Source organism: Frateuria hangzhouensis (genome assembly GCF_026410505.1).
GTDB classification, from domain to species: domain Bacteria; phylum Pseudomonadota; class Gammaproteobacteria; order Xanthomonadales; family Rhodanobacteraceae; genus Frateuria_A; species Frateuria_A hangzhouensis.
The window spans coordinates 124475-146332 of sequence record NZ_JAPMIU010000005.1 but is presented as its reverse complement, the minus strand read 5'-3'; the positions used below and the strand labels follow the sequence as shown (position 1 = coordinate 146332).

General features: G+C 70.2%; 22 protein-coding genes. 9 read left to right on the top strand and 13 right to left on the bottom strand.

The features are described from left to right. Positions 1–87: 87 nt before the first annotated feature. Both tesB and OSC30_RS07315 read right to left on the bottom strand, forming a co-directional pair. Complete coding sequence (gene tesB, locus OSC30_RS07320) at positions 88–954, bottom strand: acyl-CoA thioesterase II (protein WP_267171190.1); 867 nt, start codon at positions 952–954, stop codon at positions 88–90. A gap of 100 nt (positions 955–1054) precedes the next feature. After that, complete coding sequence (locus tag OSC30_RS07315) at positions 1055–1609, bottom strand: N-acetylmuramoyl-L-alanine amidase (protein ID WP_267171189.1); 555 nt, start codon at positions 1607–1609, stop codon at positions 1055–1057. A 67-nt stretch (positions 1610–1676) separates the two neighbouring features. Between OSC30_RS07315 and OSC30_RS07310 the strand changes: the two genes are divergently transcribed. From OSC30_RS07310 to OSC30_RS07295, 4 genes are all read left to right on the top strand, one after another. Next, on the top strand, positions 1677–2195 hold the full coding sequence (locus OSC30_RS07310) for an alpha/beta fold hydrolase (protein ID WP_267171188.1): 519 nt from the start codon (positions 1677–1679) through the stop codon (positions 2193–2195). After that, positions 2192–4375: a bifunctional 23S rRNA (guanine(2069)-N(7))-methyltransferase RlmK/23S rRNA (guanine(2445)-N(2))-methyltransferase RlmL gene (rlmKL, locus tag OSC30_RS07305; protein ID WP_267171187.1), complete on the top strand. Its 2184-nt coding sequence runs from the start codon at positions 2192–2194 to the stop codon at positions 4373–4375. Before OSC30_RS07310 ends, rlmKL begins: the two co-directional genes overlap by 4 nt. 75 nt (positions 4376–4450) lie before the next feature. Continuing rightward, on the top strand, positions 4451–4945 hold the full coding sequence (locus tag OSC30_RS07300; RefSeq protein WP_267171186.1) for a GNAT family N-acetyltransferase: 495 nt from the start codon (positions 4451–4453) through the stop codon (positions 4943–4945). A 32-nt stretch (positions 4946–4977) separates the two neighbouring features. Continuing rightward, positions 4978–5475, top strand: a complete 498-nt coding sequence (locus tag OSC30_RS07295) for an acyl-CoA thioesterase (protein ID WP_267171185.1) — start codon at positions 4978–4980, stop codon at positions 5473–5475. Here OSC30_RS07295 and OSC30_RS07290 read toward each other — a convergent pair. From OSC30_RS07290 to OSC30_RS07280, 3 genes are all read right to left on the bottom strand, one after another. Beyond that, positions 5472–6497, bottom strand: a complete 1026-nt coding sequence (locus tag OSC30_RS07290) for an acyltransferase family protein (RefSeq protein ID WP_267171184.1) — start codon at positions 6495–6497, stop codon at positions 5472–5474. The genes OSC30_RS07295 and OSC30_RS07290 overlap by 4 nt on opposite strands. 131 nt (positions 6498–6628) lie before the next feature. After that, a complete protein-coding gene (locus OSC30_RS07285) occupies positions 6629–7228 on the bottom strand; it encodes an NADPH-dependent FMN reductase (protein WP_267171183.1) in 600 nt (199 codons plus the stop codon). A 15-nt stretch (positions 7229–7243) separates the two neighbouring features. After that, the gene (locus OSC30_RS07280; protein WP_267171182.1) at positions 7244–7828 is read right to left on the bottom strand and encodes a LysE family transporter; all 585 of its coding nucleotides are present in this window, start codon (positions 7826–7828) and stop codon (positions 7244–7246) included. Positions 7829–7923: 95 nt separating this feature from the next. Here OSC30_RS07280 and OSC30_RS07275 point away from each other — a divergent pair, with 95 nt between their 5' ends. Further along, positions 7924–8814: a LysR substrate-binding domain-containing protein gene (locus OSC30_RS07275; protein ID WP_267171181.1), complete on the top strand. Its 891-nt coding sequence runs from the start codon at positions 7924–7926 to the stop codon at positions 8812–8814. Between the two features lie 11 nt (positions 8815–8825). On the opposite strand, the gene OSC30_RS07270 is transcribed toward OSC30_RS07275, so the two are convergent. The 4 genes from OSC30_RS07270 to OSC30_RS07255 form a co-directional block, all read right to left on the bottom strand. Next, complete coding sequence (locus OSC30_RS07270; protein ID WP_267171180.1) at positions 8826–10106, bottom strand: amino acid permease; 1281 nt, start codon at positions 10104–10106, stop codon at positions 8826–8828. 118 nt (positions 10107–10224) lie between these two features. Continuing rightward, entirely contained in the window at positions 10225–11304 is a 1080-nt protein-coding gene (locus OSC30_RS07265; protein WP_267171179.1) for an aromatic ring-hydroxylating oxygenase subunit alpha, read from the bottom strand. Between the two features lie 56 nt (positions 11305–11360). After that, complete coding sequence (locus tag OSC30_RS07260) at positions 11361–12851, bottom strand: S10 family peptidase (protein WP_267171178.1); 1491 nt, start codon at positions 12849–12851, stop codon at positions 11361–11363. 310 nt (positions 12852–13161) lie between these two features. After that, positions 13162–15036 (bottom strand): 3'-5' exonuclease, encoded by a 1875-nt coding sequence (locus tag OSC30_RS07255; RefSeq protein ID WP_267171177.1) that lies wholly within the window; start codon positions 15034–15036, stop codon positions 13162–13164. Between the two features lie 177 nt (positions 15037–15213). Between OSC30_RS07255 and OSC30_RS07250 the strand changes: the two genes are divergently transcribed. Beyond that, positions 15214–16410: a GGDEF domain-containing protein gene (locus tag OSC30_RS07250; RefSeq protein WP_267171176.1), complete on the top strand. Its 1197-nt coding sequence runs from the start codon at positions 15214–15216 to the stop codon at positions 16408–16410. Between the two features lie 92 nt (positions 16411–16502). Here OSC30_RS07250 and OSC30_RS07245 read toward each other — a convergent pair whose 3' ends face one another. Further along, positions 16503–16928, bottom strand: a complete 426-nt coding sequence (locus tag OSC30_RS07245; RefSeq protein ID WP_267171175.1) for an OsmC family protein — start codon at positions 16926–16928, stop codon at positions 16503–16505. 151 nt (positions 16929–17079) lie between these two features. On the opposite strand from OSC30_RS07245, the gene OSC30_RS07240 reads away from it, so the two are divergent. Continuing rightward, positions 17080–17355, top strand: coding sequence for a GNAT family N-acetyltransferase (locus OSC30_RS07240; protein WP_267171174.1), 276 nt, complete (start codon positions 17080–17082; stop codon positions 17353–17355). 99 nt (positions 17356–17454) lie between these two features. On the opposite strand, the gene OSC30_RS07235 is transcribed toward OSC30_RS07240, so the two are convergent. After that, positions 17455–17937, bottom strand: coding sequence for a YajQ family cyclic di-GMP-binding protein (locus tag OSC30_RS07235; protein WP_267171173.1), 483 nt, complete (start codon positions 17935–17937; stop codon positions 17455–17457). A 186-nt stretch (positions 17938–18123) separates the two neighbouring features. Here OSC30_RS07235 and OSC30_RS07230 point away from each other — a divergent pair, with 186 nt between their 5' ends. Then, complete coding sequence (locus OSC30_RS07230; RefSeq protein WP_267171172.1) at positions 18124–19299, top strand: BaiN/RdsA family NAD(P)/FAD-dependent oxidoreductase; 1176 nt, start codon at positions 18124–18126, stop codon at positions 19297–19299. A gap of 148 nt (positions 19300–19447) precedes the next feature. Then, a complete protein-coding gene (locus tag OSC30_RS07225) occupies positions 19448–20323 on the top strand; it encodes an NAD(P)-dependent oxidoreductase (RefSeq protein WP_267171171.1) in 876 nt (291 codons plus the stop codon). 75 nt (positions 20324–20398) lie between these two features. On the opposite strand, the gene OSC30_RS07220 is transcribed toward OSC30_RS07225, so the two are convergent. Both OSC30_RS07220 and OSC30_RS07215 read right to left on the bottom strand, forming a co-directional pair. After that, positions 20399–20866 (bottom strand): YaiI/YqxD family protein, encoded by a 468-nt coding sequence (locus tag OSC30_RS07220; protein WP_267171170.1) that lies wholly within the window; start codon positions 20864–20866, stop codon positions 20399–20401. Then, positions 20863–21744 (bottom strand): PhzF family phenazine biosynthesis protein, encoded by an 882-nt coding sequence (locus OSC30_RS07215; protein ID WP_267171169.1) that lies wholly within the window; start codon positions 21742–21744, stop codon positions 20863–20865. The genes OSC30_RS07220 and OSC30_RS07215 overlap by 4 nt, the downstream gene beginning before the upstream one ends. Between the last annotated feature and the right edge of the window lie 114 nt (positions 21745–21858).

The window sequence follows — 21858 nt, the reverse complement described above, 5'->3', positions numbered from 1 at the left end:
CCCTGTAGGAGCCCACGTTTGGGTGATGCTTTTGCTTCGATGCACCAGGACAAGAGCATCGCCCACCCGTGGGCTCCTGCAAAAAGGCTAGCCGTTGCGCAGCCGGATCAGGCCTTCCTGCGCGGTGGAGGCGACCAGCCGGCCGTCGCGGCTGTAGATCTGCCCGCGCGCGAGCCCGCGGCCGCCCTGCGCGGTGGGGCTGTCGAACGAATACAGCAGCCACTCGTCCACGCGGAACGGGCGATGGAACCACATCGCGTGGTCGAGGCTGGCCATCTGCACGTTGTGGGTGAGGTAGGAGATGCCGTGCGGCAGCGTGGCCGTGCCGATCAGGTGGAAGTCCGAGGCGTAGGCGAGCAAAGCGCGATGCAGTACCGGCGAGTCGCCGATCGGCGCGGTCAGGCGGAACCAGATGTGCTGGATCGGCGGGCGCTTGGCCGGGTGCAGTTCGTCGCGCGGCCACACCTGGCGGAACTCGAAGGGGCCGTCGATGCCCAGCCAGCGCTGCAGCTTCACCGGCAGCTTGGCCAGTTCGTCCGGCGGCAGGTGGCGCATGGGCTCGAGGTCTTCGGGCGAAGGCACTTCCGGCATGGCGCTCTGGTGCTCGAAGCCCTTTTCCGGCCGCTGGAAGGAAATCGCCCCGTTCAGGATCGGCTGGCCGTGCTGGATCGCCACCACCCGCCGCACCGAGAAGCTGCCGCCGTCGCGGGCGCGCTCGACGGAGTAGACGATCGGCGCCTCGATGTCGCCCGCGCGCAGGAAGTAGGCGTGCAGCGAATGCGCCTCGCGCTTCGGGTCGACGGTCTCCTGCGCGGCCGACAGTGCCTGGCCCAGTACCTGGCCACCGAACACGAAGCGGGTGCCGATGTCGCGGCTCTGGCCGCGGAACAGGTTGTCTTCCAGTCGCTCGAGCTGGAGCAGGTCGACCAGTTCCTTGACGTGTTCTTCCCGCATGGGGTGTCCGTGGGTGCGTGGAGGGACGGCGATTATAGCTTTGCTCCCTCGCCCCTCCGGGGAGAGGACCCGGGCCTGACCGGGCTCGTGGGAAGCCCGGTCAGGCCCGGACCCGCTCCAGCCCGCACGCAGGAACGATCGCATCCCACGGAAACAACGGGCCGGGATCGAGCTTGCGCGGCACCAGGACGGCCGGATCATCGCTGGCCGGCACGCGCGCCGTGTCCAGATCCTCATGACCCGCGATCGCGCGCAGGTTCGGGAACTCCTCGCGAAGCCGCGCAAGCAACTGGCGCAACGCCACGACCTGCACGTCCGGGTAAGGCTCGCCCATTGCCTGGTTGCCCGCAGCGAACCAGTCCGGATAGCGCCCGCGGTTGACCAGCTCGATGCCGATGGAATCGGCGTTGCGCCCGCGCACGTGGTGCGCGATGCGCGTGCCGGGCACGTAACGCAGGGTCGTGCCGTCGCGGTCGATGTAGTAATGCCCGCTGTTGCCGGCCCCGCTCTCGTACAGCACCTTCTCGCCGTACTCGCGCGCCATCGCCAGATCCGGCAGCTCGGTGCAATGGATCACTGCCAGCGTCACCGTGGCGGCGGGCCGCTCGGGCAGGCGGTCGACGTAGGGCAGCGGCTGGTCGGCGATGGCGGGCATGATGAGGGAAGTCTCGCACGCCACCGGCTATCATGCGCGGTCCCACGATGGTCCGGAGACCCGAGCGATGCGCGGCACGATCCTTCTTTCGCACGGCTCCGATTCCAGCCCGGAAGCCACCAAGGTCAGCGCCCTGGCGGCGTTGGCCGAGGCACGTGGCTGGCGCACGCAGCGGCCGGACTACCGCCAGGACGACGCCCGCGGCCACGCCGCCTCGGTGGCGCCGCGGCTGGCGCGCCTGCACGCGGCGATCGCCGGCTGCGAGGCGCCGCCGTTGCTGGTCGGTTCCAGCATGGGCGCCTTCGTCTCGGCGCTGGCCTCGCTGGAATACCCGGTCGCCGGCCTGTTCCTGCTCGCCACGCCAGAGGCGATTCCCGGCGTCGACACGGCGCTGGACCTGCGCCAGGACGTGCCCACGCTGCTGATCCACGGCTGGCGCGACGAGATCTGCCCGCTGGACGACATCTACACGTTCGCCGGCCGTCGTCAGTTGCCCTTGCTCGTGCTGGACGACGATCACCGGCTGGGCGGCAGCCTGCCCGCGATCGAACGCCAGTTCGCGCTGTTCCTCGACACGCTCGCATGAACGGCTTTTTCGCCACCTGCCCCAAGGGCCTCGAATACCTGCTGCGCGACGAACTGCTCGCGCTCGGCGCCGGCGAGGCGCATGAGGCGCTGGCCGGCGTGCGTTTCACCGGCACGCTGGAAACCGCCTATCGCGCCTGCCTGTGGTCGCGCCTTGCCAGCCGCATCCTGCTGCCGCTGGCCGAGTTCGACGCCGCGGACGACGAGGCGCTGTATGCCGGCGTGCAGTCGATCGACTGGTCGTCGCACCTGGCCCCGCACGGCACGCTGGCGGTCGATGCGAACACCGCGCAGAGCAAACTCACGCACAGCCAGTTCCTCGCGCAGCGGGTGAAGGACGCGGTGGTCGATCAGTTCCGCCAGCGCCAGGGCGCGCGTCCGGCCGTCGACACCGAAGAGCCGGACCTGCGCCTCAACCTTCGCCTGAAGCGCGACCGCGCCACGCTTTCGCTGGACCTGGCCGGTTCGCCGCTGCACCGCCGCGGCTGGCGCGAGCAGCAGGGCGAGGCGCCGCTGAAGGAGAACCTCGCCGCCGCGATGCTGCTGCGCGCGCGCTGGCCGCAGGTCTACGCCGACGGCGGCGCGCTGCTCGATCCGATGTGCGGCTCCGGCACGCTGCTGATCGAAGGCGCGCTGATGGCCGCCGACGTGGCGCCGGGCCTGCGCCGCGACTATTTCGGCCTGCTCGGCTGGAAGCAGCACGACATCGCGCTGTGGAGGCGCCTGCTGGAGGAGGCACGCGAGCGTGCCGAAGCCGGCCTGCGCAACCTGCGTGCCGTATTCTTCGGCTCCGATGCCGATCCGCGCATGGTGCAGACCGCCAAGCGCAACGCGCAGGCCGCGGGCGTGGCCGGCTTCCTCACGCTGGAGAAGCACGACGTGGCGCATGCCGCGCCGCCGCCCGGCCAGCCGACTGGCCTGGCCATCACCAATCCGCCCTACGGCGAGCGGCTGGGCGATCGCGAGCAGATGCCGAAGCTCTACCGCGCGCTGGGCGACACGTTGCGCGAGCGCTTCACCGGCTGGCGCGCGGCCGTGCTGGCGGGCGACGCGGAACTGGGCCGCGCACTCGGCCTGCACGCGGACAAGCGCTATGCGCTCTACAACGGCGCGCTGGAAACCGTGCTGCTGACTTTCGACATCACTCCGAGGGACACGGCGCCGCGCGAACGCAAGCCGCTCTCGCCCGGCGCCCAGATGCTGAAGAACCGCCTGGAGAAAACCGTCCGCCACCAGCGCAAGCGGCTGGCGCGCGAAGGCATCTTCTGCTGGCGCGCCTACGACCAGGACCTGCCCGAATACGCCGCTGCCATCGACGTCTACGGCCGCGAGGGTGACGAACCGTGGCTGCACGTGCAGGAATACCGGGCGCCCGCCGACGTGCCGGTGGACGTCGCCCGCACGCGCCTGCGCGAGATCGTGCGCGTGGCCGGCGAGGTGCTCGGCGTGCCGCGCGAGCGCATCGCGCTGAAGACCCGCGAGCGCGGCAAGGGCGGCGCCAAGTACGGCCGCTTCGACCAGCGCGGCGAGTTCCACGAAGTGGAGGAGGGCGGCCTGACCTTCCTGGTCAACCTTACCGACTATCTCGACACCGGGCTGTTCCTGGACCACCGCCTGGTGCGCGCGAAGCTGCGCGAGCTGGCGCACGGCAAGCGCTTCCTCAACCTGTTCGCCTACACCGCCAGCGCCAGCGTGTACGCGGCCGCCGGCGGCGCGCGGGACACCACCAGCGTGGACCTGTCCGGCACCTATCTGGAATGGGCATCGCGCAACCTGGCGCGCAACGGCTTCACCGGCGAGGCGCACCGGCTCATGCAGGCCGACGCCACCACGTTCCTGCGCCAGGACCGCGGCCACTACGGGCTGATCTACGTCGACCCGCCGACCTTCTCCAACTCCAAGCGCGCCGAGGACTTCGACGTGCAGCGCGACCACGCCGCGTTGCTGCTGGCCTGCGCCGACCGGTTGGCGAGCGATGGCGTGATTGTCTTCTCCAACAACTTCCGCCGCTTCAAGCTCGACGCCGCGGCGCTGGAGGAGCGCTTTACGATCGAGGACTGGAGCGCGGCCAGCATCCCGTTCGACTTCGCGCGGCGCGCGGACATCCACGGTTGCTGGCTGCTGCGCCCGCATGCGCAGCCCTCGCCATGGGAACACAGCGTCACCCGCCTGCGCCGCTGAGAGGTCGTCCGGTCGCCCCGGCTTGCCGGAGGCCGGCCTCCTGATGAAACTGGTTCTCCACCGAGCGGAGGGACGTTGTTGCAAACCGTGCAATTGCGGCTGGGGCATCCCGGGGATGCCCCAGCCATCGGCCTGTTGGCGCATCGCGTGGTGCGCCGCTGGATCCTGCCCGACCAGCCGCCGGAGGCCGGCCAGGCGCTGCTGGCCCGGCTCGGCACGCGCTCCCTGCGCGAGCGCATGCTCGCCGGACAGCGCTTCCACCTGGCGTGGACGGGCGAGGTGCTGGTCGGTATCGCGGCCATGCGTGACGACTCCCACTTGGTCCACTTCTTCGTCGGCACCCGCCACCAGGGCCGCGGCATCGGCCGCCGGCTGTGGCAGCGGGCGATGCGGGACGCGGTGCGCCGCGCCGGCACGCGACGGTTCACCCTCAATGCCACCCGGTGCGCCCTGCCGGCTTACCGGCGCCTGGGCTTCATCGCGACCGGCCCCGAACGGCCCTCGCCCCACGGCATCCTGAGCACGCCGATGGCGCTGGTGGCGCCATCGGCGGCGCGCGCCCGGGCATAATCAACCGCTGCCATCGCCACGACAGGACCGCCATGCCCGGCCAGCAGAACGAAGTGACTTTCCGTTTCCTCGCCCAGCCCACCGACGTCAACTTCGGCGGCAAGGTGCACGGCGGCATGGCGATGAAATGGATCGACCAGGCCGGTTACGCCTGCGCGGTGGGCTGGAGCGGTGCGTACTGCGTGACCGTCTCGGTCAGCGGTATCCAGTTCATCGCGCCGATCCTGATTGGCGACCTGGTCACCGTGCGTGCGCGGCTGATCCACACCGGCACCAGCAGCATGCACCTGGCGGTGGACGTGCTGGCGCAGGACCTGCGCAAGGGCGAGCAGCGCCTGGCGACCAGTTGCGTCATGGTCTTCGTGGCGCTGGACAGCCCCGACGGCAAGCCCACGCCCGTGGCCCGCTGGGAGCCGCAGACCGACGAGGACCGCCGCCTGCAGGACTACGCCCTGCGGCTGATGCAGCTGTCCAAGGCGATGGAGCAGCAGGTGGTCGCGCTTCGCCCCGGGGCATCGCCGGAGGCCTAGGCGCCCGGCGCCCGCCACAGGTGCCGTTCCAGCCATTGCGGGCTGGTCAGCGGGCTCAGCAGGCGCGCCGCCGGCACGCTGGCAAGCAGCCGCACCAGGACCCACGCGGCCAGCAGCAGCGCCAGTGCGTTCACCAGCGGCGGCTCGCTTGCCTCGAGCCACCCGAACACCCCCGCCACGACGGCGAACTTCACCACGAAGCCATGCGCCAGGTAGGCCTGCAGGCTGCGCGCGCCCGCCGCGGTAACGGCGTACGCGCGCTGCGGCACCAACACCAGGAAGGCAGCGGTGCCGGCCACGCCCGCGCCCAGCCGCAGCAGCCGCCACAGCGTGCCGGCCGCATCATCCACGCCCAGCGCCGTATAGCCGTTGCTGCCATAGAGCCAGCGCGAATCCGGCACCGTGGTGGCTGCCCAGCCCAGCGCGAACAGGCTCGCCAGCGCCAGCACGCAGGCGAGCGGGCCACGCAGGCGCTCGCGCCACGCTGGCGCGTACAGGTGGCCGATCACGAAGAACGGAAAGAACGCGACCGTCCGCGACAGCGACATCCGGTAGCCCACGTCGTCCGCCCAGCCGGCCGCGAGCGCCAGCAGCACCGCCAGCGCAAGTGGGTGGCGCAGGCGCATGAACACCGGCAGCAGCAGGCGCCACGCGGCCAGGCTGGGCAGATACCAAAGCAGCCAGTATGGCGTGGTGATGCCCGCCGGCCCGTCATCGGGCCAGCCCGGCGCGTGCGCCGCCAGGGCATACAGCCCCTGGAACAACAGGTACGGCAACAGCAGTTGGAAGGCGATCCGCTTGAGCAGCTTCAGGTCCACGTCGGCGCGCGCCACCGCGCCGGAGAGGAATACGAATGCCGGCATGTGGAACAGGTAGAGAAACCGGTACAGCGCGTCGATCGAGGCCACCCCGCGCAGCGGCTCCAGGCAATGGCCGAACACCACCAGCGTGATCAGGGCTAGGCGGGCGTTGTCCTTCCACGGATCACGCACCGGCGGTGCGCGCGCGGGAAGGGGTTTCAAAGCGGGGCGAAACCAGTAAGTCATCGCCCGCAAGCTAGCAGTGGCGGGGTGCAGGGGACGTCCCTGCGGCGCCGCATCAACCGCCCGGTGCACGACCGGTTCACCTCGCGTTGCCTTGGTGCGGATGCCGATCAAGCGACGGCGGTGGCGGGACAGTGCGGCGCGACGCGTTCGATCCATGCGGCGAACGCGTGCATGAACCGCTCCAGGGACGCCCGCAGCGCGGGATCGGCGAGCGCGCCCCGCGTATCGAAACGTTCCGCGGCCAGGGCGACGAACAGCGTCGGCGAAGGCATCACCAGCGCGCCGCAGGTATGCAGCACCTGTCGCAGCGAGGCTTGCGCCAGCCGCGTGCCCCACGGGCCGGCGCTGGCGCCGAGCACCGCCACCGGGCGATCGGCCAGCACCTCGCCTTCGGGGCTCCCGCGCGAGAGCCAGTCCAGCGCGTTCTTCAGCACGCCGGGCAGGGCATGGTTGTACTCCGGCGTGGCGATCACCAGGCCATCGGCCGCCGCGATCGCGGCGCGCAGCGCGCGGACGCCGGGCGGACCGTCCGCCTGGGCCTGCTCCAGGTCCTCGTCGAACAGCGGCACGGCGGCCAACGCGTCGTAGACCTCGGCGCGGGCGCCGGCAGGGGCGAGCGTCGCGGCCACCTCCAGCAGGCGGCGGTTCCAGGAATCGCGGCGAAGGCTGCCGGGCAGGCACAGGATGCGAAGGGGGCGGGCGGTCATGGGATTCTCCGGGGATCAGAAGTCGACGAGCAGCAATGCCGCGCTGGCCAGCAACAACAGGCCCATGGCGGCATCGGCACCACGGCGGAAGCGAGGTCGCGCCAGGTGCGCGGCCAGCAGGCGGCCGGCCAGGCTCCACAGCAGCAGGCAGGCCAGCGGGATGACGGTGAACAGCACAGCCAGCGGCAGGTAGTCGGACAGCCGCGCGGCCGGCCAGGCGGCGACGACCGTCAGCACCATCGCCCAGCCCTTGGGATTGAGGAACTGGAAGCCGAACAGGCCCGGCAGGCCGGCTGGCAGTGCGGCTTCGACGCTGCCCGAAGCGCCGCCGCCGAGCAGGCGCAGCCCCAGCCAGGCCATGTAGGCCGCGCCGGCCGCCGCCAGCATCAGGCGCAGTGTGGCGTGCCCGGCCAGCATCGCGCCGGCGCCGGCCGCGATGGCGACAAACAGCGCCAGCCCGCCGAGCACGATTCCGGCGATCGCGGCGGCCGCGCCGCGCGCGCCGTGGCGGCCGGCCGCGCGCAGGATGACGAGATTGTTCGGTCCGGGCGTGATGGCCGCGGCGAGCAGCAATCCGACGGGGGCGAGCAGATCGTTCATGCGTGTCCGATGCCTCGCTGCCACGTCGGCAGCGGCTACAGCATGGTTCGCGCCGGTGGTCGGTGCGGGCGCATGAATGGTCTAGAATTTCGACCATGGAACTGCCCCTCAATGCCTTGCGCGCATTCGCGCTGGTCTACCGGCACGGCGGCGTGCGAGCCGCCGCGCGCGAGCTGGGCATGGCTCATTCGTCGGTGAGCCGCCACCTGGGCGAGCTGGCCCGCTGGCTGGGCGTGCCGCTGCTGCAATCCGGTGCGGGACGGGCCGGGTTGGCTTTCACGCCACAGGGCGAGGCATTGGCCAAGGCCGTCTGCGCGGGCTTGCGCGACATCGAGCAGGCGGTCGCCGCGGTGCGCGAGACACGGCCGGCGCACGCGGTCGCGCTGTCGACCACGCCCTCGTTCGCCCTCCACTGGTTGCTGCCGCGGTTGCCGGCGTTCGAAAAGGCGCAGCCGAAGATCGAGCTGTCGGTGCTGGTCGAGCAGAAACTGGAAGGTTTCGCCGACGGGCGCGTCGACCTGGCCGTGCGCATGGGCCGGGGTCCGTGGCCCGGACTGCACTGCGAGCCGCTGATGGGCGACGTCCTGTATCCGGTGATGAGCCCGGCATACTGGCGGGAGCATGGCCGCCCATCGACATCGGCGCAGTTGGCCGGGCTGCGGCTGCTGCACGATCGCGACCCGCAGGCCGCGTGGGAATCATGGCGCCGCGCGCACGGTCCGGCCGGCCTGGCCTTGCAAGGTGGCGCGCGCTACGCGTCCTCCGATCTGGTCCTGCGCGCCGCGCAGCAGGGGCAGGGCGTGGCCCTGGCGCGCCATCGCCTGGTGGCGGGGGAACTGGCGTCGGGTACCTTGCTGCGGCCCATGGGTGCGCTGGAGGTGGCCATTGGGGATGCCTACTGGCTGGTGCGTGCCCCGGCGGTGCGGCCGCGGGCCGCGGTGGCCGCGGTCATCGACTGGTTGCGCTGGCAGGCCGCGGCGCCGTAACGGCGCGCGGATCAGCGGGCGATGGCTTTCCGCCGTTGCCACAGCAACACCGGCAATCCCGCTGCCACCAGCACCGCGGCCCACAGCAGCGATTCGATGCCGGTGCCCACCAGCGCCCACAGCGCGTAGCCCAGCGCGCCTATGGCCACCAGCCGCCGCCAGCGGGCCGCGCCCGGCTCGATGCGCCACCAGGCCAGCACGCTCACCACGTAGGGAAGCAGCGTGGTGGCGGTCGAAAGCAGGATCGAAAAAGTGAACAGGCCCACCAACGTGCGGCTGTAGTTCGCGGCGATCAGGGCACTGGCCAGGACGCTGCTCGACAGCAGGCCGAAGGCCGGCGTGCCACGGCCGTCCAGGCGGCCGAACCGCGCGGGAAACAAGCCATCCTGCGCCGCCGCCAGCGGTGTCTGCGCCTGCAGCAGCACCCAGCCGTTGAGCGCGCCGAAGCAGGAAATGGTCGCGACCATGGCCAGCGCGACGCCCGCGGCCGGTCCCCAGGTGCGGGCCGCCGCGACGACCATCGGCGCGGCCGAGCGCTGCAGCTCGTCTCCCGGCAGCAGGCCGATCACCACCGTGCAGGCGAGCATGGTGGCCAGTCCGGCCAGCAGCATGCCGATCACCGTGGCGCGCGGTACCGTGCGCTCCGGGTCGCGCACGACGCCAGTCGGCACGGTGGCCGCCTCGAAGCCGAGCATCGCCCACAGCGTGAGCGCCGCGACGCTGCTGGCGACGCCAGGCAGTGGCAAGCCGCTGGGATTGAACGGCCGGTAGGCGGCGGCGTGCACCCAGGCCAGACCAGCCAGGCCGAACAGCACCAGCGGGACCAGCTTGAGCAGGGTGGTCAGCAACTGCACGCGGGCCGCCTCGCGCACGCCGGCCAGGTTCACCGCGGTACAGAGCCAGAGCGCGCCCAGCGCGCAGGTGGCAGCACGCAGTGGCGTGGCAGTCGCCGCCGGCCACAGCGCACCGAGGCTACCGGCGAAGGCCACCGCGATCGCCGCATTGGCGCTCCAGGTGCAGACCCAGTAGCTCCAGGCCACCACGAAGCCGATGCCGTCGCCGAACGCGCACCGCGCGTAGCCGTAGGCGCCGCCATGATTGCGGATCGTGCGCGCCAGCCAGGCATACACCAGCGCCAGCAGCAGCGCGCCGGCCAGGGTCGGCGCCCAGCCCAGCAGGCTCGCCGCGCCGTACGGGGCCAGCGCCGCGGGCAGCAGGAACACGCCCGAGCCGATCATGTTGCCCACGACCAGCGCGGTCAGGGCCAGTTGGCCGAGGGGGCGCGAGTTCATCGTGCGCAGCCCCTGCAGGAGCGCACCCTGTGCGCAACCGCGGGCCTGCCATTTGCATGGAATCGTGCCAGCCCGCGGTCGCGCACCGGGTGCGCTCCTACAGGGGAATCGACGGGGATCATGCGTGCTCGCGGTAGGCGCGGCGCAGAAGTTCGTGGAAATGGTGGACGGCGTTCTCGCGCAGCGGGTTGAGGCGGCCGGCCTCGTACGAGCCCGAGGCGAGCCCGCGCTGCACGTCCTCGCAGATGGTCACGTCCTCGTCCTGCACTTCGTCGCTGAAGGCGATGTCGCGCTCGCGGCGGGCGCGCGCCGCGTCGCTGGCATCTGGCGCGTAGTAGAAATCGAACTCCACGCGGCAGCGGTCCACGCCCAGCGGCAGCACGCGGTTGGTTTGCAGCCGGCCGGGCAGAATGTTGAGCATGGTGTTGGGGTAGAGGAAGTAGTACAGCGCCTCGCCGCTGCCGTAGAGCTCGTCTGCGCTCTCCAGCGGGCTGAACTGATAGGAGTACCACCGCGCCGTCTCGGTGACGTAGCTGCGGTAGTCCAGCACGCCGTTGAGGCCGGGATGGATGTGTGGCACGTGGTAGCCCTCCAGGTAGTTGTCCACGTACACCTTCCAGTTGCAGGCCACTTCCCAGCTCGCGCGATGGTGGAACTCGAAGCCGGGAAGCGCGCGGCCTTCGCCCAGCCGTGCGTCGATGCCCTCGACGAACTGATCGAACGGCGGCGCCTCGCCGGTGGCGACGAACACCAGGCCCTGCCACACCTGCACGCGCGCTTCCGGCAGACGGATCGAGGATGGATCGAAATCCGGCGTGCGGCCCATCTCCGGCGCGCCGCGGAGCACGCCGTCCAGGCCGTAGGTCCAGCCGTGGTAGCGGCAGCGCAGCGCGGTGGCGCCCTTGCCGTCGCAGCTGGCGACCGGGCCGGCGCGATGGCGGCAGACGTTGTGGAACGCGCGAAGCGTCGCCGCGTCGCTGCGCACGACCACCAGCGGCAGGCCGGCGATGGTGGTGACCAGATGGTCGCCCACGCCGGCCAGTTGCGACTGATGGCAGACCAGTTGCCAGCTTTTCGCGAAGACCGCGCCGGCGTCGAGCGCCGGCATGCGCGGGTCGGTGTAGCAGCGCGCCGAGAGCGCCAGCGCGTGGTCGAGCGGCTGGGCGGCGAGGATCTGTGGCGTGAACAGCTCAGTCATGGCAGGCACCGATGCGAGGCCGGGGTGCGCTTGCAAGCGCACCCCAACCTACAACATCAGTGAACGCCGTAGAGCGCCTTGACGTCCTTCAGCAGCGCCGCCTGGCTGTCCGGGCGGGCGTAGAACATGTGCCCGCCGGGGTAGTTCTTCACCTGCACGCGGGTCGGGTCACCCATCGGCGGCATCTGGTCCACGATCAGCACAGAGGCCATGAACGGGCAGGACAGGTCGTCCCAGCCGTGCGCGATCAGCACACGCAGGCCCGGATCGTTGGCGACCGATTCGCGCAGCTGCGAGACCGAGCCCTCGATCGCGTCGTCGTCCTCGTGCCACAGCTTGTTCACCTCGTAGCTGAGCGCGTTGTAGCGGCCGGAGTACTTCCAGCCCACGGTACGGGTGACGAAGTCGACCATCGCGGTGGTGGTCGGGGCGATGATGCCGTTCAGGATCGGGTCGCCGGTGCGCTGGTGCGGCGCGTAGGGGAACGGATCCCACGCGGTGACGTTGGAATCGTAGCGGCTGCCCAGCTTGCCCTCGGCGCGGTAGACCTCGCGCAGATAGGCCTGGGTCTCGATGCGGCCGCCCGAGCGGCGCACGAACAGCGGGTCCAGCCCGGTCAGTTCGGTCACCTTCTCGACCACCCGCGCGGTCGCCTGCGGGTCGGAGCGGCCGCGCATCAGGTCGACCGCGTACTGTCCGCGGGTGTACTCGATCACCTGTGCCATCGCCTCGGGCGTGAGCTTGTGCTCGCGCTCCAGGTGCGCCGCGGCGATCGAGGGCAGGGTCAGCATCCAGGGCAGCGGCGAGACGTTTTCGTCGCTGAACGCGGCCGGGTCAAGGTAGGGCGATACCAGCACCACGCCCTTCATCGCCACGCCGAGCCGGGTCTGCAGGTAGTCGGTGATGCGTGGGCCGCGGAAGCCGCCGTAGCTTTCGCCGACCAGATATTTCGGCGACTGCAGGCGGCCGTGTTCGACCAGCCAGTCGTAGACGATGCGCGAGAGGTACTTGATGTCCGCATCGGTGCTGTAGAAAAGCTTGGTCGCCTTCTTGTCGTCCACCAGCGCACGGCTGAAGCCGGTGCCGACCGGGTCGATGAACACCAGGTCGGTGAACGGCAGCCAGCTGCCCGGATTGTCGTGCAGGGTGGCCGGGTCGGAGGGGTTGTCGCCTTCCTCCCCGAAGCTCACGCGCTTGGGACCGATCGCGCCGAGGTTGAGGTAGACCGAGGCGGCGCCCGGGCCGCCGTTGAGCGCGAACGTCACGGGACGGCCGGGGCCGTCCATGGTGTAGGCGGTGAACACCACTTCGGCGACCTTGTTGCCTTTCTCGTCGCGCACAGGCAACGAACCCACGGTGGCGGTGTATTTGAGCGTGCGGCCGTCGATCCGCGCGGTCTGCTGCGCATGCGCGTCGGCGGGGAAGGGTGGCAGGTGATAGTCGCCGTGGCTGGCCTCGGCGGCGGGCTTGTCGGCGGCGAAGGCGGGCGCGGCGAGGCTGGCCAGCAGCGAGGCGGCCAGCAAGGCGGCCTGGAGGGACTTGCGCACGGTGGGTTCCCCTGGGACGAAAGGCCACAGCCTAGCGGTTGGCGGATGGGCGGTACTGTGCCCAAAGGCATGGGGACCTTGCAGGGAATCTCGAATAACTCCCTTCGTGCGACATTTTTTGTAGGAGCCCACTTGTGGGCGATGCCCTTACGCCTGATTGCACCGCCAAAAGCATCGCCCACAAGTGGGCTCCTACAGTGGGCGTCGGAAGCTTTCGGGGTTTTTCGAGGTCCCCTGTAGGAGCGCACCCTGTGCGCGACCGGATACATGGTGGTCGCGCACAGGGTGGGCTCCTACAGGTGATGGTGCGTCAGGCCGGCAGTGCGACCAGCTGGTCCTGCACCTGATTGATCGAATCGCGGATGCGCTTGCTGAATACCGAATCGTCGTGGTGGATCAGCACCAGCCGCTCGGTGGCGCGGGTCATCGCCACGTAGAGCAGGCGGGCCTCCTCGGCCTCGTCCTTGCCTTCCTTCGGCAGCGAGCCCAGCCCCGGGATGATCACGAACGGGAACTCCAGCCCCTTGCTCGAATGCATGGTGACCAGCTTGACCGTCTCGCCGACGGCGAACAGCGTGCCCTTGCCGCGGCCTTCGGCAAGCCGGCTGGGGATGTCCTGGCGCGCCAGGGCCTCGGCGAGTTTTTCGCCTTCCCACTGGTTGCGGAAGATGACCGCCATGTCCGACCACGGCCGGCCGTGCGCGTGTTCGTCACGCAACTGGGCGACCAGCACGGTGAGCTGCGCCGGCGCACTCTCTACCCGAATCAGCTCCGGCAGCGGGCCGCGGCGGCCGGCGCTTTCCGGAGCGATCAGCGGCACGCCGTCGTCATCGTCGGCGCGCTCGGCGAGCAGCTCGTTGGCGAAGCCGCGCGCCACCGCCAGGATCTCCAGCGTGTTGCGGTAGTTGAGCTTGAGGATGGTGGTGCGGCCCTGCGCCTGCACGCCCAGGCTCTTCCAGCTGACCTTGCGGCGGTCGGCCTTGCCGTAGATGTTCTGCGCGTCGTCGTAGAGCACCAGCAGCGAGTTGGTGGCCGGGTCGATCATCTGCACGATCAGCTTGTACCAGTCCGGCTCGAAGTCGTGGCCTTCGTCGACCAGCACCGCGCCGTACTGGAAGCGCGGGATCTGGCCGCGGTCGACGCCGTCGATCACCCGTTCGACCATCTGCTCGAAGAAGCCGTCCGCGCCCTTCGGGGGCAGCTCCACGTGATAGGCCGTGAGCATCTTCCGGCACCACTTGTGGAAGTTGTAGACCTGCACCTTCTCGGCCAGGCCGCGCTCGCCGATCAGCTGCTCCAGCCGTGCGGCCAGCGTCTTGTTGTAGCAGAGCACCAGGATCGGCCGATTCATCGCGCGCGCCAGCTGCATGGCGCGGAAGCCCAGGATCATGGTCTTGCCGGAGCCGGCTACGCCGTGGATGATCCGGTGCTCCTCGCCGAGCGAACGGGCCAGTTGTTCCTGCTGGGCGTCCATCACCTTGACCAGTTCGGGGATCTCCAGCGGGCGCACCGCGGCGTCGGTGGGCCCGAACAGACCGAACTGCCCGCTGCCGGCTTCCACCCGCAGCTCGGGGAACAGGTGCCAGCGTACGCGGTCGATCTGCGGCAGGGTCAGCGCCACCGGGAACACCTGCGGGAACATCGCCCACAGCCGTTGCTGGAACTCCTCCGGTTCCACCGACTCGTAGAACTCGTCGCGGCAGATCGCCAGGTGCGGCGGGATCACCGCGTCCAGGCCGCCCTCCTCGAACTGCTTGCGGCTGATGTTGGCCAGTACCACGCCCCAGGCCCACGGCATGATGATCTTGCCGGCATGGCGATGGCCGGCCGGAAAGCGCAGCGCGCTGTCGCGCTCGAGCACCACGCCGATCTCCAGCGCATAGGCGCGCGCCTGCAGCAGCGGGTGGTTTTCCTTCACCAGGCCGCGCTCGGTGACCAGGGTGAACTGGGTGCTGTCGGCGTGCCGGATGGTTTCGGCCTTCCAGTCCTTGACCTCCAGCACCAGCAGGCCGCGGCGCGGGTGGAACACCACGAAATCCGGGTGGCGCTGTTTCAGTCCTACCGGCACGTCGTACCAGAGCAGGTAGTCGTCCTCCAGCTTCTGTTCCAGCCGCTCGGAGAAACGCTTCTCGCCCGCGGTCATGCGCGGCAGGCAGCTGTTGCGGGTCGGGATGAGCGTGGCCATGCGGCGTCCGTCGGGTATTTTGCGTGGAAAGTAACGGACTGGGGTGCGCTGTCAACGCTAAAGTCCCGCCGGCTGGCGCCGATACGACGGGCGACGACCGGGCCTGGGACGCCATCGCACACGCGCGATATCCACGGCGGAGGCCATCGTCACCGTCGGGCGCGGGGAGAGCCCAGCATGCCCATGCATATCGAAACCCTGTCGCTGATCAGTGCGATCCAGTCGCTGGCGCTGGCCGTGTTGCTGTGGGGCGGCACCCAGGGTGGCCCGGGCGTGGCGCGCACCAGCCTCAAACTGCGCGCCGGCGCGCTGGGGGTGGAGGCGGCCGGCTGGGCGATGCTGGCGGCGCAGGCCTGGCTGCATCCGGCGCAACTGCTGCTGGTCGGCAACGCGCTCAACCTGCTGGCCCAGGGCATGGCGGTGGTCGCGCTGCGCATGTTGCTGGGCGAGCCGCTGCGCTGGCGCACGGCACTGGCGATCGGCGTGATCGGCTGGCTGGGCGTGGGCTGGTTTGGCGTGGTCGAACCGGACTACCGCCTGCGCGTGCTGTGGGGCTCGGCCGCGATCCTGGCCGACATCGGGCTGCGCATGCAGGCGCTGCTGCACGGCGGCCGGCGGCGCAGCTCGCGGGCGCGCGTGGCGCTGCTGGTGCTGTGCTCGCTGTCGGCGCTGCTGCTGATGTGGCGCAACGGTCAGTTGTGGTTCGATCTGAACCCGCCGGCGAACATCATCCAGCCGGACACGGTCAATTACCTCTACGTGCTGCTCTCGGGCATGCAGCCGCTGTTCCTGAGCATCGGATTCCTGCTGCTCTACAGCGAGACCCTACAGCGCGAGCTGCATTCGCTCGCGCGGGTCGATTCGCTCACCGGCGTCAAGAACCGCCTGGCGCTGACCGAGGAAGGCACCCGGGTGCTGTCGCAGGCCAGCCGCACGCGCCGGTCCGTGGGCGTGCTGATGATCGACGCCGACCATTTCAAGAGTGTCAACGACCGCTTCGGCCACGGCGGCGGAGACAAGGTGCTGCTGGCGCTGGTCGACAGCATCCGCACGACGCTGCGCGCGGGCAATGTGATCGGCCGCATCGGCGGCGAGGAATTCGTCGTGCTGGCGCCAGACGCGGATCTGACCCAGGTGCTGGTGCTGGCCGAGCGCATCCGCGCCAGGGTCGAGACCACGCCGCTGCTGGTCGACGGGCACCTGTTGCAGTTGACCGTCTCGATCGGCGCAACCGCCACGCTGCCCGGCGACTACGAGCTGCAGGCGCTGCTCGACCGGGCGGATGCCGCCTTGTACGCGGCCAAGCGCGCCGGCCGGAACCGCGTGATGGCCGCCGATCCGGAGGTCGCCGCGCGCGAGCTGTCTCCCTCGTAGGGTGGGCTTCAGCCCACCATGCGGCGCCGTTTCGAGCGACTCCGGAGAAGTGGGCTGAGGCCCACCCCAACGGGATGGGGGCGGTGGCAGGGTCAGCCTTCCAGTGCAGCGTCGAGCGAGATCTCGGCGTTGAGCACCTTGGACACCGGGCAGCCCTGCTTGGTCTCCCGGGCGATGCGCTGGAACGTGTCGGCGTCGGCGCCGGGTACGCGTGCACGGCAGGTAAGCGCGATCGTGGTGATGGCGAAGCCCTCGCCCTGCTTGTCCAGCGTGACCTGGGTCTTGGTCTCGATCTGTTCGGGCGTCAGCCCGGCGTTGCCCAGGCCCAGCGAGAGCGCCATCGAGAAACACCCGGCGAGCGCGGCGCCGATCAGTTCTTCCGGGTTGGTGCCCGGGCCGTCCTCGAAGCGGGACTTGAAGCCGAACGGCGCTTCGCGCAGCACTCCGGTTTCAGTGGAGATGGTGCCCTGGCCGTCCTTCAGGCCGCCGGACCAGGTAGCGGAGGCGGATTTCTTCATGGCGGGTCTCCCGTTGGCGCGCGTCATCGCGTGGACGGGCCAGTGTGGTGGCGCCGCCATTCAGCCCGCGCGAACGCACGCCGCCGGGCGCTTCACACACGTTTTGCCGGCGTTCGCCGTATGCTCGCGGCTTTTCCGGCGAGTAGCGGCCATGAGCTTCGATATCCACCACGATACGGCCGCCGGCCGCTTCGAAACGCGCGTCGACGGCCAGTCGTGCGAGCTGGACTACCGTCTGGCCGGCAACGTCATGACCATCACCCACACCGGCGTGCCGGTGGCAGTGGAAGGTCGCGGCATCGCCTCGGCGCTGACCCGGGTGGCGATGGAGACCGCGCGTGCCGAGGGCTGGAGGGTGGTGCCGGCCTGCTCCTACGCCGCCGCCTGGATGCGCCGGCATCCCGAGTTCGACGACCTGCGCGCCTGATCCGTTGTGTCCGCTGCGCGGAGTTGTCGCGCGGCTAGGGTGGGCTTCAGCCCACCGGCTCTCCTCACAGTCGGCGGAAGCCCACCCTGCGCGGCGCGGCTAGTCGCGGAAGTTGTCGAACTGCAGCGGCAGGTCGCTCGGGGATTTGCGCAGCACGGCCATTGCCAGCTGCAGGTCGTCGCGCTTCTTGCCGGTCACGCGCAGCTTGTCGCCGTTGATCTGTGCCTCGACCTTCAGCTTGGCTGCCTTCAGCTCCGCCACCAGCTTCTTCGCCACCGGCTGCTCGATGCCCTGCTTGACCGTGACCTTCTGCCGCGCGCCGGCCAGGTTCACCTCCGGCTCGGCCACGTCCAGCGCGCGGATGTCGATCTTCCGGCTGGTCAGCCGGCCGCGCAGGATGTCCAGCATCTGCTGCAATTGGAAGTCGCTGGGTGCGCGCTGGGTGATCACGTAGCCGTCCAGCTCGAACACCGCGTCGGTGCCCTTGAAATCGAAGCGCGCGGCCAGCTCGCGATTGGCCTGGTCGATCGCGTTGGTGAGTTCGTGCTTGTCCACTTCGGAGACGACGTCGAAAGAGGGCATGGTGCGGGCCTGTGGGATCGAAAGGGGAAAGTGTAAGCGCACGCGCGATAATGCCGCTCCCGGGCCCTTCCTCCGCACCGCACCCCTGCAGGAGCCCACTCGTGGGCGATGCTCTTCGAGGCACCGCCAGGAGTGGCCTGCAAAAGGCATTGCGCCCAGGGAATGGCCAACACCACGAACGAGCGAATGAAAACCGACGTCCTCATCATCGGCGCAGGCGCCGCCGGCCTCATGTGCGCGATCACCGCCGGTCAGCGCGGCCGGCGCGTGCTGGTGCTCGACCATGCCAACAAGCCCGGCAAGAAAATCCTGATGTCCGGTGGCGGGCGCTGCAATTTCACCAACCTGGGCGTGACGCCGGCCAACTACCTGTCGGCCAACCCGCATTTCGCCAAATCGGCGTTGGCGCGTTACACCCCGGCCGACTTCATCGCACTGGTGGAAAAGCACCGCATCGCCTTCCACGAGAAGGAGCTCGGCCAGCTGTTCTGCGATGACTCCTCCAAACAGATCGTGCGCATGCTGCTGGACGAGTGCACGGCCGCCGGCGTGCTGGTGCAGACGAGCTGTGCGGTAGCGCGCGTGCGCCACGGCGAGGCGGGCTTCAGCGTCACTACCGCGCACGGCGAGGTGCATGCCGAGTCGCTGGTGATCGCCAGTGGCGGGCTGTCGATTCCGAGCATGGGCGCCACCGGTTTCGGCTACGAGCTGGCACGGCAGTTTGGCCACGCCGTGCGGCCGACCCGCGCCGGCCTGGTGCCGCTGACCCTGAGCGGCAAGCACCAGGAGCGCTACGCGGACCTGGCCGGCGTGGCACTGCCGGCCGAAGCCCGCTGCGGGCGGCAGTCGTTCCGCGCGGGGCTGCTGTTTACCCATCGCGGCGTCAGCGGGCCTTCGATCCTGCAGATTTCCTCGTACTGGCAGCCGGGCGAGGAGTTGCGGCTGGATTTGTTGCCCGACGGCGACGCGGCTGGCTGGCTGCCCGAGCAGCGTGCAGCGCGGCCAGCGGCCGAACTGAAGACGGTGCTGTCCGACCTGCTGCCGAAGCGGCTGGCCCAGCGCCTGTGTGACCTCGATTTCGGCAACCGTCCGATGCGCCAGTACCGCGAGGGCGAACTGGCCGCGATCGGTACGCGGCTGCATGACTGGCCGCTGGTCGCCAGCGGTACCGAAGGCTACCGAACCGCGGAGGTGACGCTGGGCGGCGTGGACACCGACGGGTTGTCCTCCAGCACCTTGCAGTCGAAGCTCGTGCCGGGGTTGTATTTCATCGGCGAGGTCGTGGACGTCACCGGCTGGCTGGGCGGCTACAACTTCCAGTGGGCATGGGCCTCCGGCCATGCCGCCGGCGAGGTGGCGTGAGCCTCGCAACCCTAGGGTGGGCTTCAGCCCACCGCTCCGGGCACCACAAAAAGCCGGTGGGCTGAAGCCCACCCTACGGGGCGGCCTTTGCACGCCTTCGACGCTGCCGGTGTTCCATTAACCGGTCGCTCCAACAGGGAGAATTCCCGTGAACGTCGGATTCCTCGGCCTGGGCGCCATGGGCAGCGCCATGGCCAGCAACCTGCTCGTCGCGGGCCACGCGCTGACCGTGTGGAACCGCTCAGAAGGCCCCACCGAGCCGCTCGCCTCGCTCGGCGCCAAGGTCGCACGTACGCCCGGGCGGGCAGTGCAGGGCCAGGTCGTGCACAGCATGCTGGCCAACGACCAGGCGGTGCGCGCGGTGTTCCTCGAAAGCGGCCTGCTGGAGGAGATGGACCGCGGCACCGTGCACGTCAACCACGCCACCATCTCGGTAGCGCTGGCGCGCGAGCTGGCCCAGGCGCATGCGCAACGTGGCCTAGGTTATGTCGCCGCGCCGGTGTTCGGCCGGCCGGACATGGCGGCCGCGGCCAAGCTCAACATCGTGGTCGCCGGCCAGCCCGGCACGGTCGAGACCGTGCGTCCGTTACTGGAGGTGCTGGGTTGCCGGTTGTGGCCGGTGGGCGAGGCGCCCGAACGCGCCAACGTGGTCAAGCTGGCCGGCAACTTCATGCTGGCCACGGCCATCGAGAGCATGGCCGAGGCCAGCGCGCTGGCCCGCGCGCACGGCGTGTCCGCCGCCGACTTCCTGGAAATCATGACCGGCACGCTGTTCGCGGCGCCGGCCTACCAGGGTTATGGCAAGTTGATCGCCGAGGAGCGCTACGCACCACCCGGTTTCGCCATGCCGCTGGGACTGAAGGACGTCAACCTGGCGTTGGCCGCGGGTGAGGCCGCGCGGGTGCCGCTGCCGTTCGCCGGGGTGGTGCGCGATGCGCTGATCGAGGCGCTGGGCGCTGGCGGCGAGGGTCTGGACTGGGCGGCGCTGGCGCAGGTGGCCGCCCGCCGCGCCCACCTCGAGTAGGCGTAGGGTGGGTTTCAGCCCACCGCTTCGATCACCATCGGAGCTGGTGGGCTGAAGCCCCACCCTGCGCCCACTCTACGCAATCTTCGGGCGTTGCTGCAGCCAGCGGTCGAGCTGGTTGGCGAAGGCCTGGCGGTCGCGCGCGTGGAAAGTGGCAGGTCCGCCGGTATCGACGCCGGCGCCGCGCAGCTCGTCCATGAAATTGCGCATCGACAACCGCTGCGCGATGGTCTCGCGGGTGTACAGCTCGCCGCGTGGGTGCAGGGCGAGCGCGCCCTTGTCGATCGCCTGCGCGGCCAGCGGGATGTCCTGCGTCACCACCAGGTCGCCCGCGGCCAGGCGCTGGACGATCTCGTTGTCGGCCACGTCGAAGCCGCCGGCCACCTGGATCGCACGCACCCACCGCGTGGTCGGCGTGCGCAGCATCTGATTGGCGACCAGGGTCACCTGCACCTGCGCTCGCTCGGCGGCGCGGAACAGGATTTCCTTGATCGGGCCGGGACAGGCGTCCGCGTCGACCCAGATCTGCGCGGGCCCGCTCATGCGTCGGTCCAATGCAGCACGCCATCGACCACCGTGCGCGCACGGCCGCCGACCCAGATCGCGTCTGCCTCGATGCGCGCGAGCAGGCGCGCGTCGTGGCCCATCTCGCGGCCCTGGCTGATCGCGTAGCCGCGTGCCAGCAGGCCGTGCGGCTCGGCCTGGGCGATGTAGGCCGCGATCAGTCCATTGGCGGCGCCCGAGGCCGGGTCCTCGACGATGCCGACGCCGGCGGGAAAGGCGCGCACGACCAGTTGGTAATCGTCCGATGCGCTGCGCGCGAAGGCACACAGGCCCATGCTGCCGGTGGCGCGGGCCAGCGCGCCGATCGCGCTGTGGTCGGGCTGCCAGCCGCGCAGGCCTGCTTCGTCGGCGACTTCGGCCAGCCACCAGCGCCGCCCGCCGTCGACCAGCGCCGGCACCAGTGCGCCCAGTTCGATGCCGGCCAGCGTGGCCTCCAGCAGCGGGTGCGCGTCGCGGCCGGTGGCGAGCACGCGCTCGCCGGGCGACTTCAGCAGCAGGTCGCGCGCCTCGCCCTCGCCCTCGACGCGGATCGGCAGCACGCCGGCGGCGCATTCCTGCCAAAGCACGCCATCGACCGGCCGCGCCATCCCGCAGAGCAGCGCGGCGTGCGCGCTGCCGACACTGGGGTGGCCGGCAAACGGGATCTCGTGATGCGGGGTGAAGATGCGCACGCGATAGCTGGCCTGCGGCGTGGATGGCGGCAGCAGGAAGGTGGTTTCCACCAGTGCGGTCCAGCGTGCGAAGCGTTGCATCTGCTGGTCGCTCCAGCCGCGCGCGTCGGTGACCACGCCCAGATGGTTGCCGCCGCCACAGTTGGCGGCAAAGACGTCCAGATGCAGGTAGCGGATCGGTTCCATGCGTGTCCGTGGGGAGCGGGCGGAGAAGGCCGCGCATGATACGCCGCGGCGCCGCGCGGGTGGCCGCGCGTGTCGACAATCCGCGGGACGGACGCCAAGATGGAGGGTCCGCCG

What these genes read in the sequence shown, in the direction of transcription:
- OSC30_RS07270 (WP_267171180.1), bottom strand. Translation starts at nt 10,106, where the DNA reads ATGAACTCGCGCCCCCTCGGCCAACTGGCCCTGACCGCGCTGGTCGTG.
- OSC30_RS07240 (WP_267171174.1), top strand. Translation starts at nt 17,080, where the DNA reads ATGAGCTTCGATATCCACCACGATACGGCCGCCGGCCGCTTCGAAACG.
- OSC30_RS07310 (WP_267171188.1), top strand. Translation starts at nt 1,677, where the DNA reads ATGCGCGGCACGATCCTTCTTTCGCACGGCTCCGATTCCAGCCCGGAA.
- OSC30_RS07235 (WP_267171173.1), bottom strand. Translation starts at nt 17,937, where the DNA reads ATGCCCTCTTTCGACGTCGTCTCCGAAGTGGACAAGCACGAACTCACC.
- tesB (WP_267171190.1), bottom strand. Translation starts at nt 954, where the DNA reads ATGCGGGAAGAACACGTCAAGGAACTGGTCGACCTGCTCCAGCTCGAG.
- OSC30_RS07285 (WP_267171183.1), bottom strand. Translation starts at nt 7,228, where the DNA reads ATGACCGCCCGCCCCCTTCGCATCCTGTGCCTGCCCGGCAGCCTTCGC.
- OSC30_RS07265 (WP_267171179.1), bottom strand. Translation starts at nt 11,304, where the DNA reads ATGACTGAGCTGTTCACGCCACAGATCCTCGCCGCCCAGCCGCTCGAC.
- OSC30_RS07245 (WP_267171175.1), bottom strand. Translation starts at nt 16,928, where the DNA reads ATGAAGAAATCCGCCTCCGCTACCTGGTCCGGCGGCCTGAAGGACGGC.
- OSC30_RS07215 (WP_267171169.1), bottom strand. Translation starts at nt 21,744, where the DNA reads ATGGAACCGATCCGCTACCTGCATCTGGACGTCTTTGCCGCCAACTGT.
- OSC30_RS07230 (WP_267171172.1), top strand. Translation starts at nt 18,124, where the DNA reads ATGAAAACCGACGTCCTCATCATCGGCGCAGGCGCCGCCGGCCTCATG.
- OSC30_RS07295 (WP_267171185.1), top strand. Translation starts at nt 4,978, where the DNA reads ATGCCCGGCCAGCAGAACGAAGTGACTTTCCGTTTCCTCGCCCAGCCC.
- OSC30_RS07275 (WP_267171181.1), top strand. Translation starts at nt 7,924, where the DNA reads ATGGAACTGCCCCTCAATGCCTTGCGCGCATTCGCGCTGGTCTACCGG.
- rlmKL (WP_267171187.1), top strand. Translation starts at nt 2,192, where the DNA reads ATGAACGGCTTTTTCGCCACCTGCCCCAAGGGCCTCGAATACCTGCTG.
- OSC30_RS07220 (WP_267171170.1), bottom strand. Translation starts at nt 20,866, where the DNA reads ATGAGCGGGCCCGCGCAGATCTGGGTCGACGCGGACGCCTGTCCCGGC.
- OSC30_RS07250 (WP_267171176.1), top strand. Translation starts at nt 15,214, where the DNA reads ATGCCCATGCATATCGAAACCCTGTCGCTGATCAGTGCGATCCAGTCG.
- OSC30_RS07255 (WP_267171177.1), bottom strand. Translation starts at nt 15,036, where the DNA reads ATGGCCACGCTCATCCCGACCCGCAACAGCTGCCTGCCGCGCATGACC.
- OSC30_RS07315 (WP_267171189.1), bottom strand. Translation starts at nt 1,609, where the DNA reads ATGCCCGCCATCGCCGACCAGCCGCTGCCCTACGTCGACCGCCTGCCC.
- OSC30_RS07280 (WP_267171182.1), bottom strand. Translation starts at nt 7,828, where the DNA reads ATGAACGATCTGCTCGCCCCCGTCGGATTGCTGCTCGCCGCGGCCATC.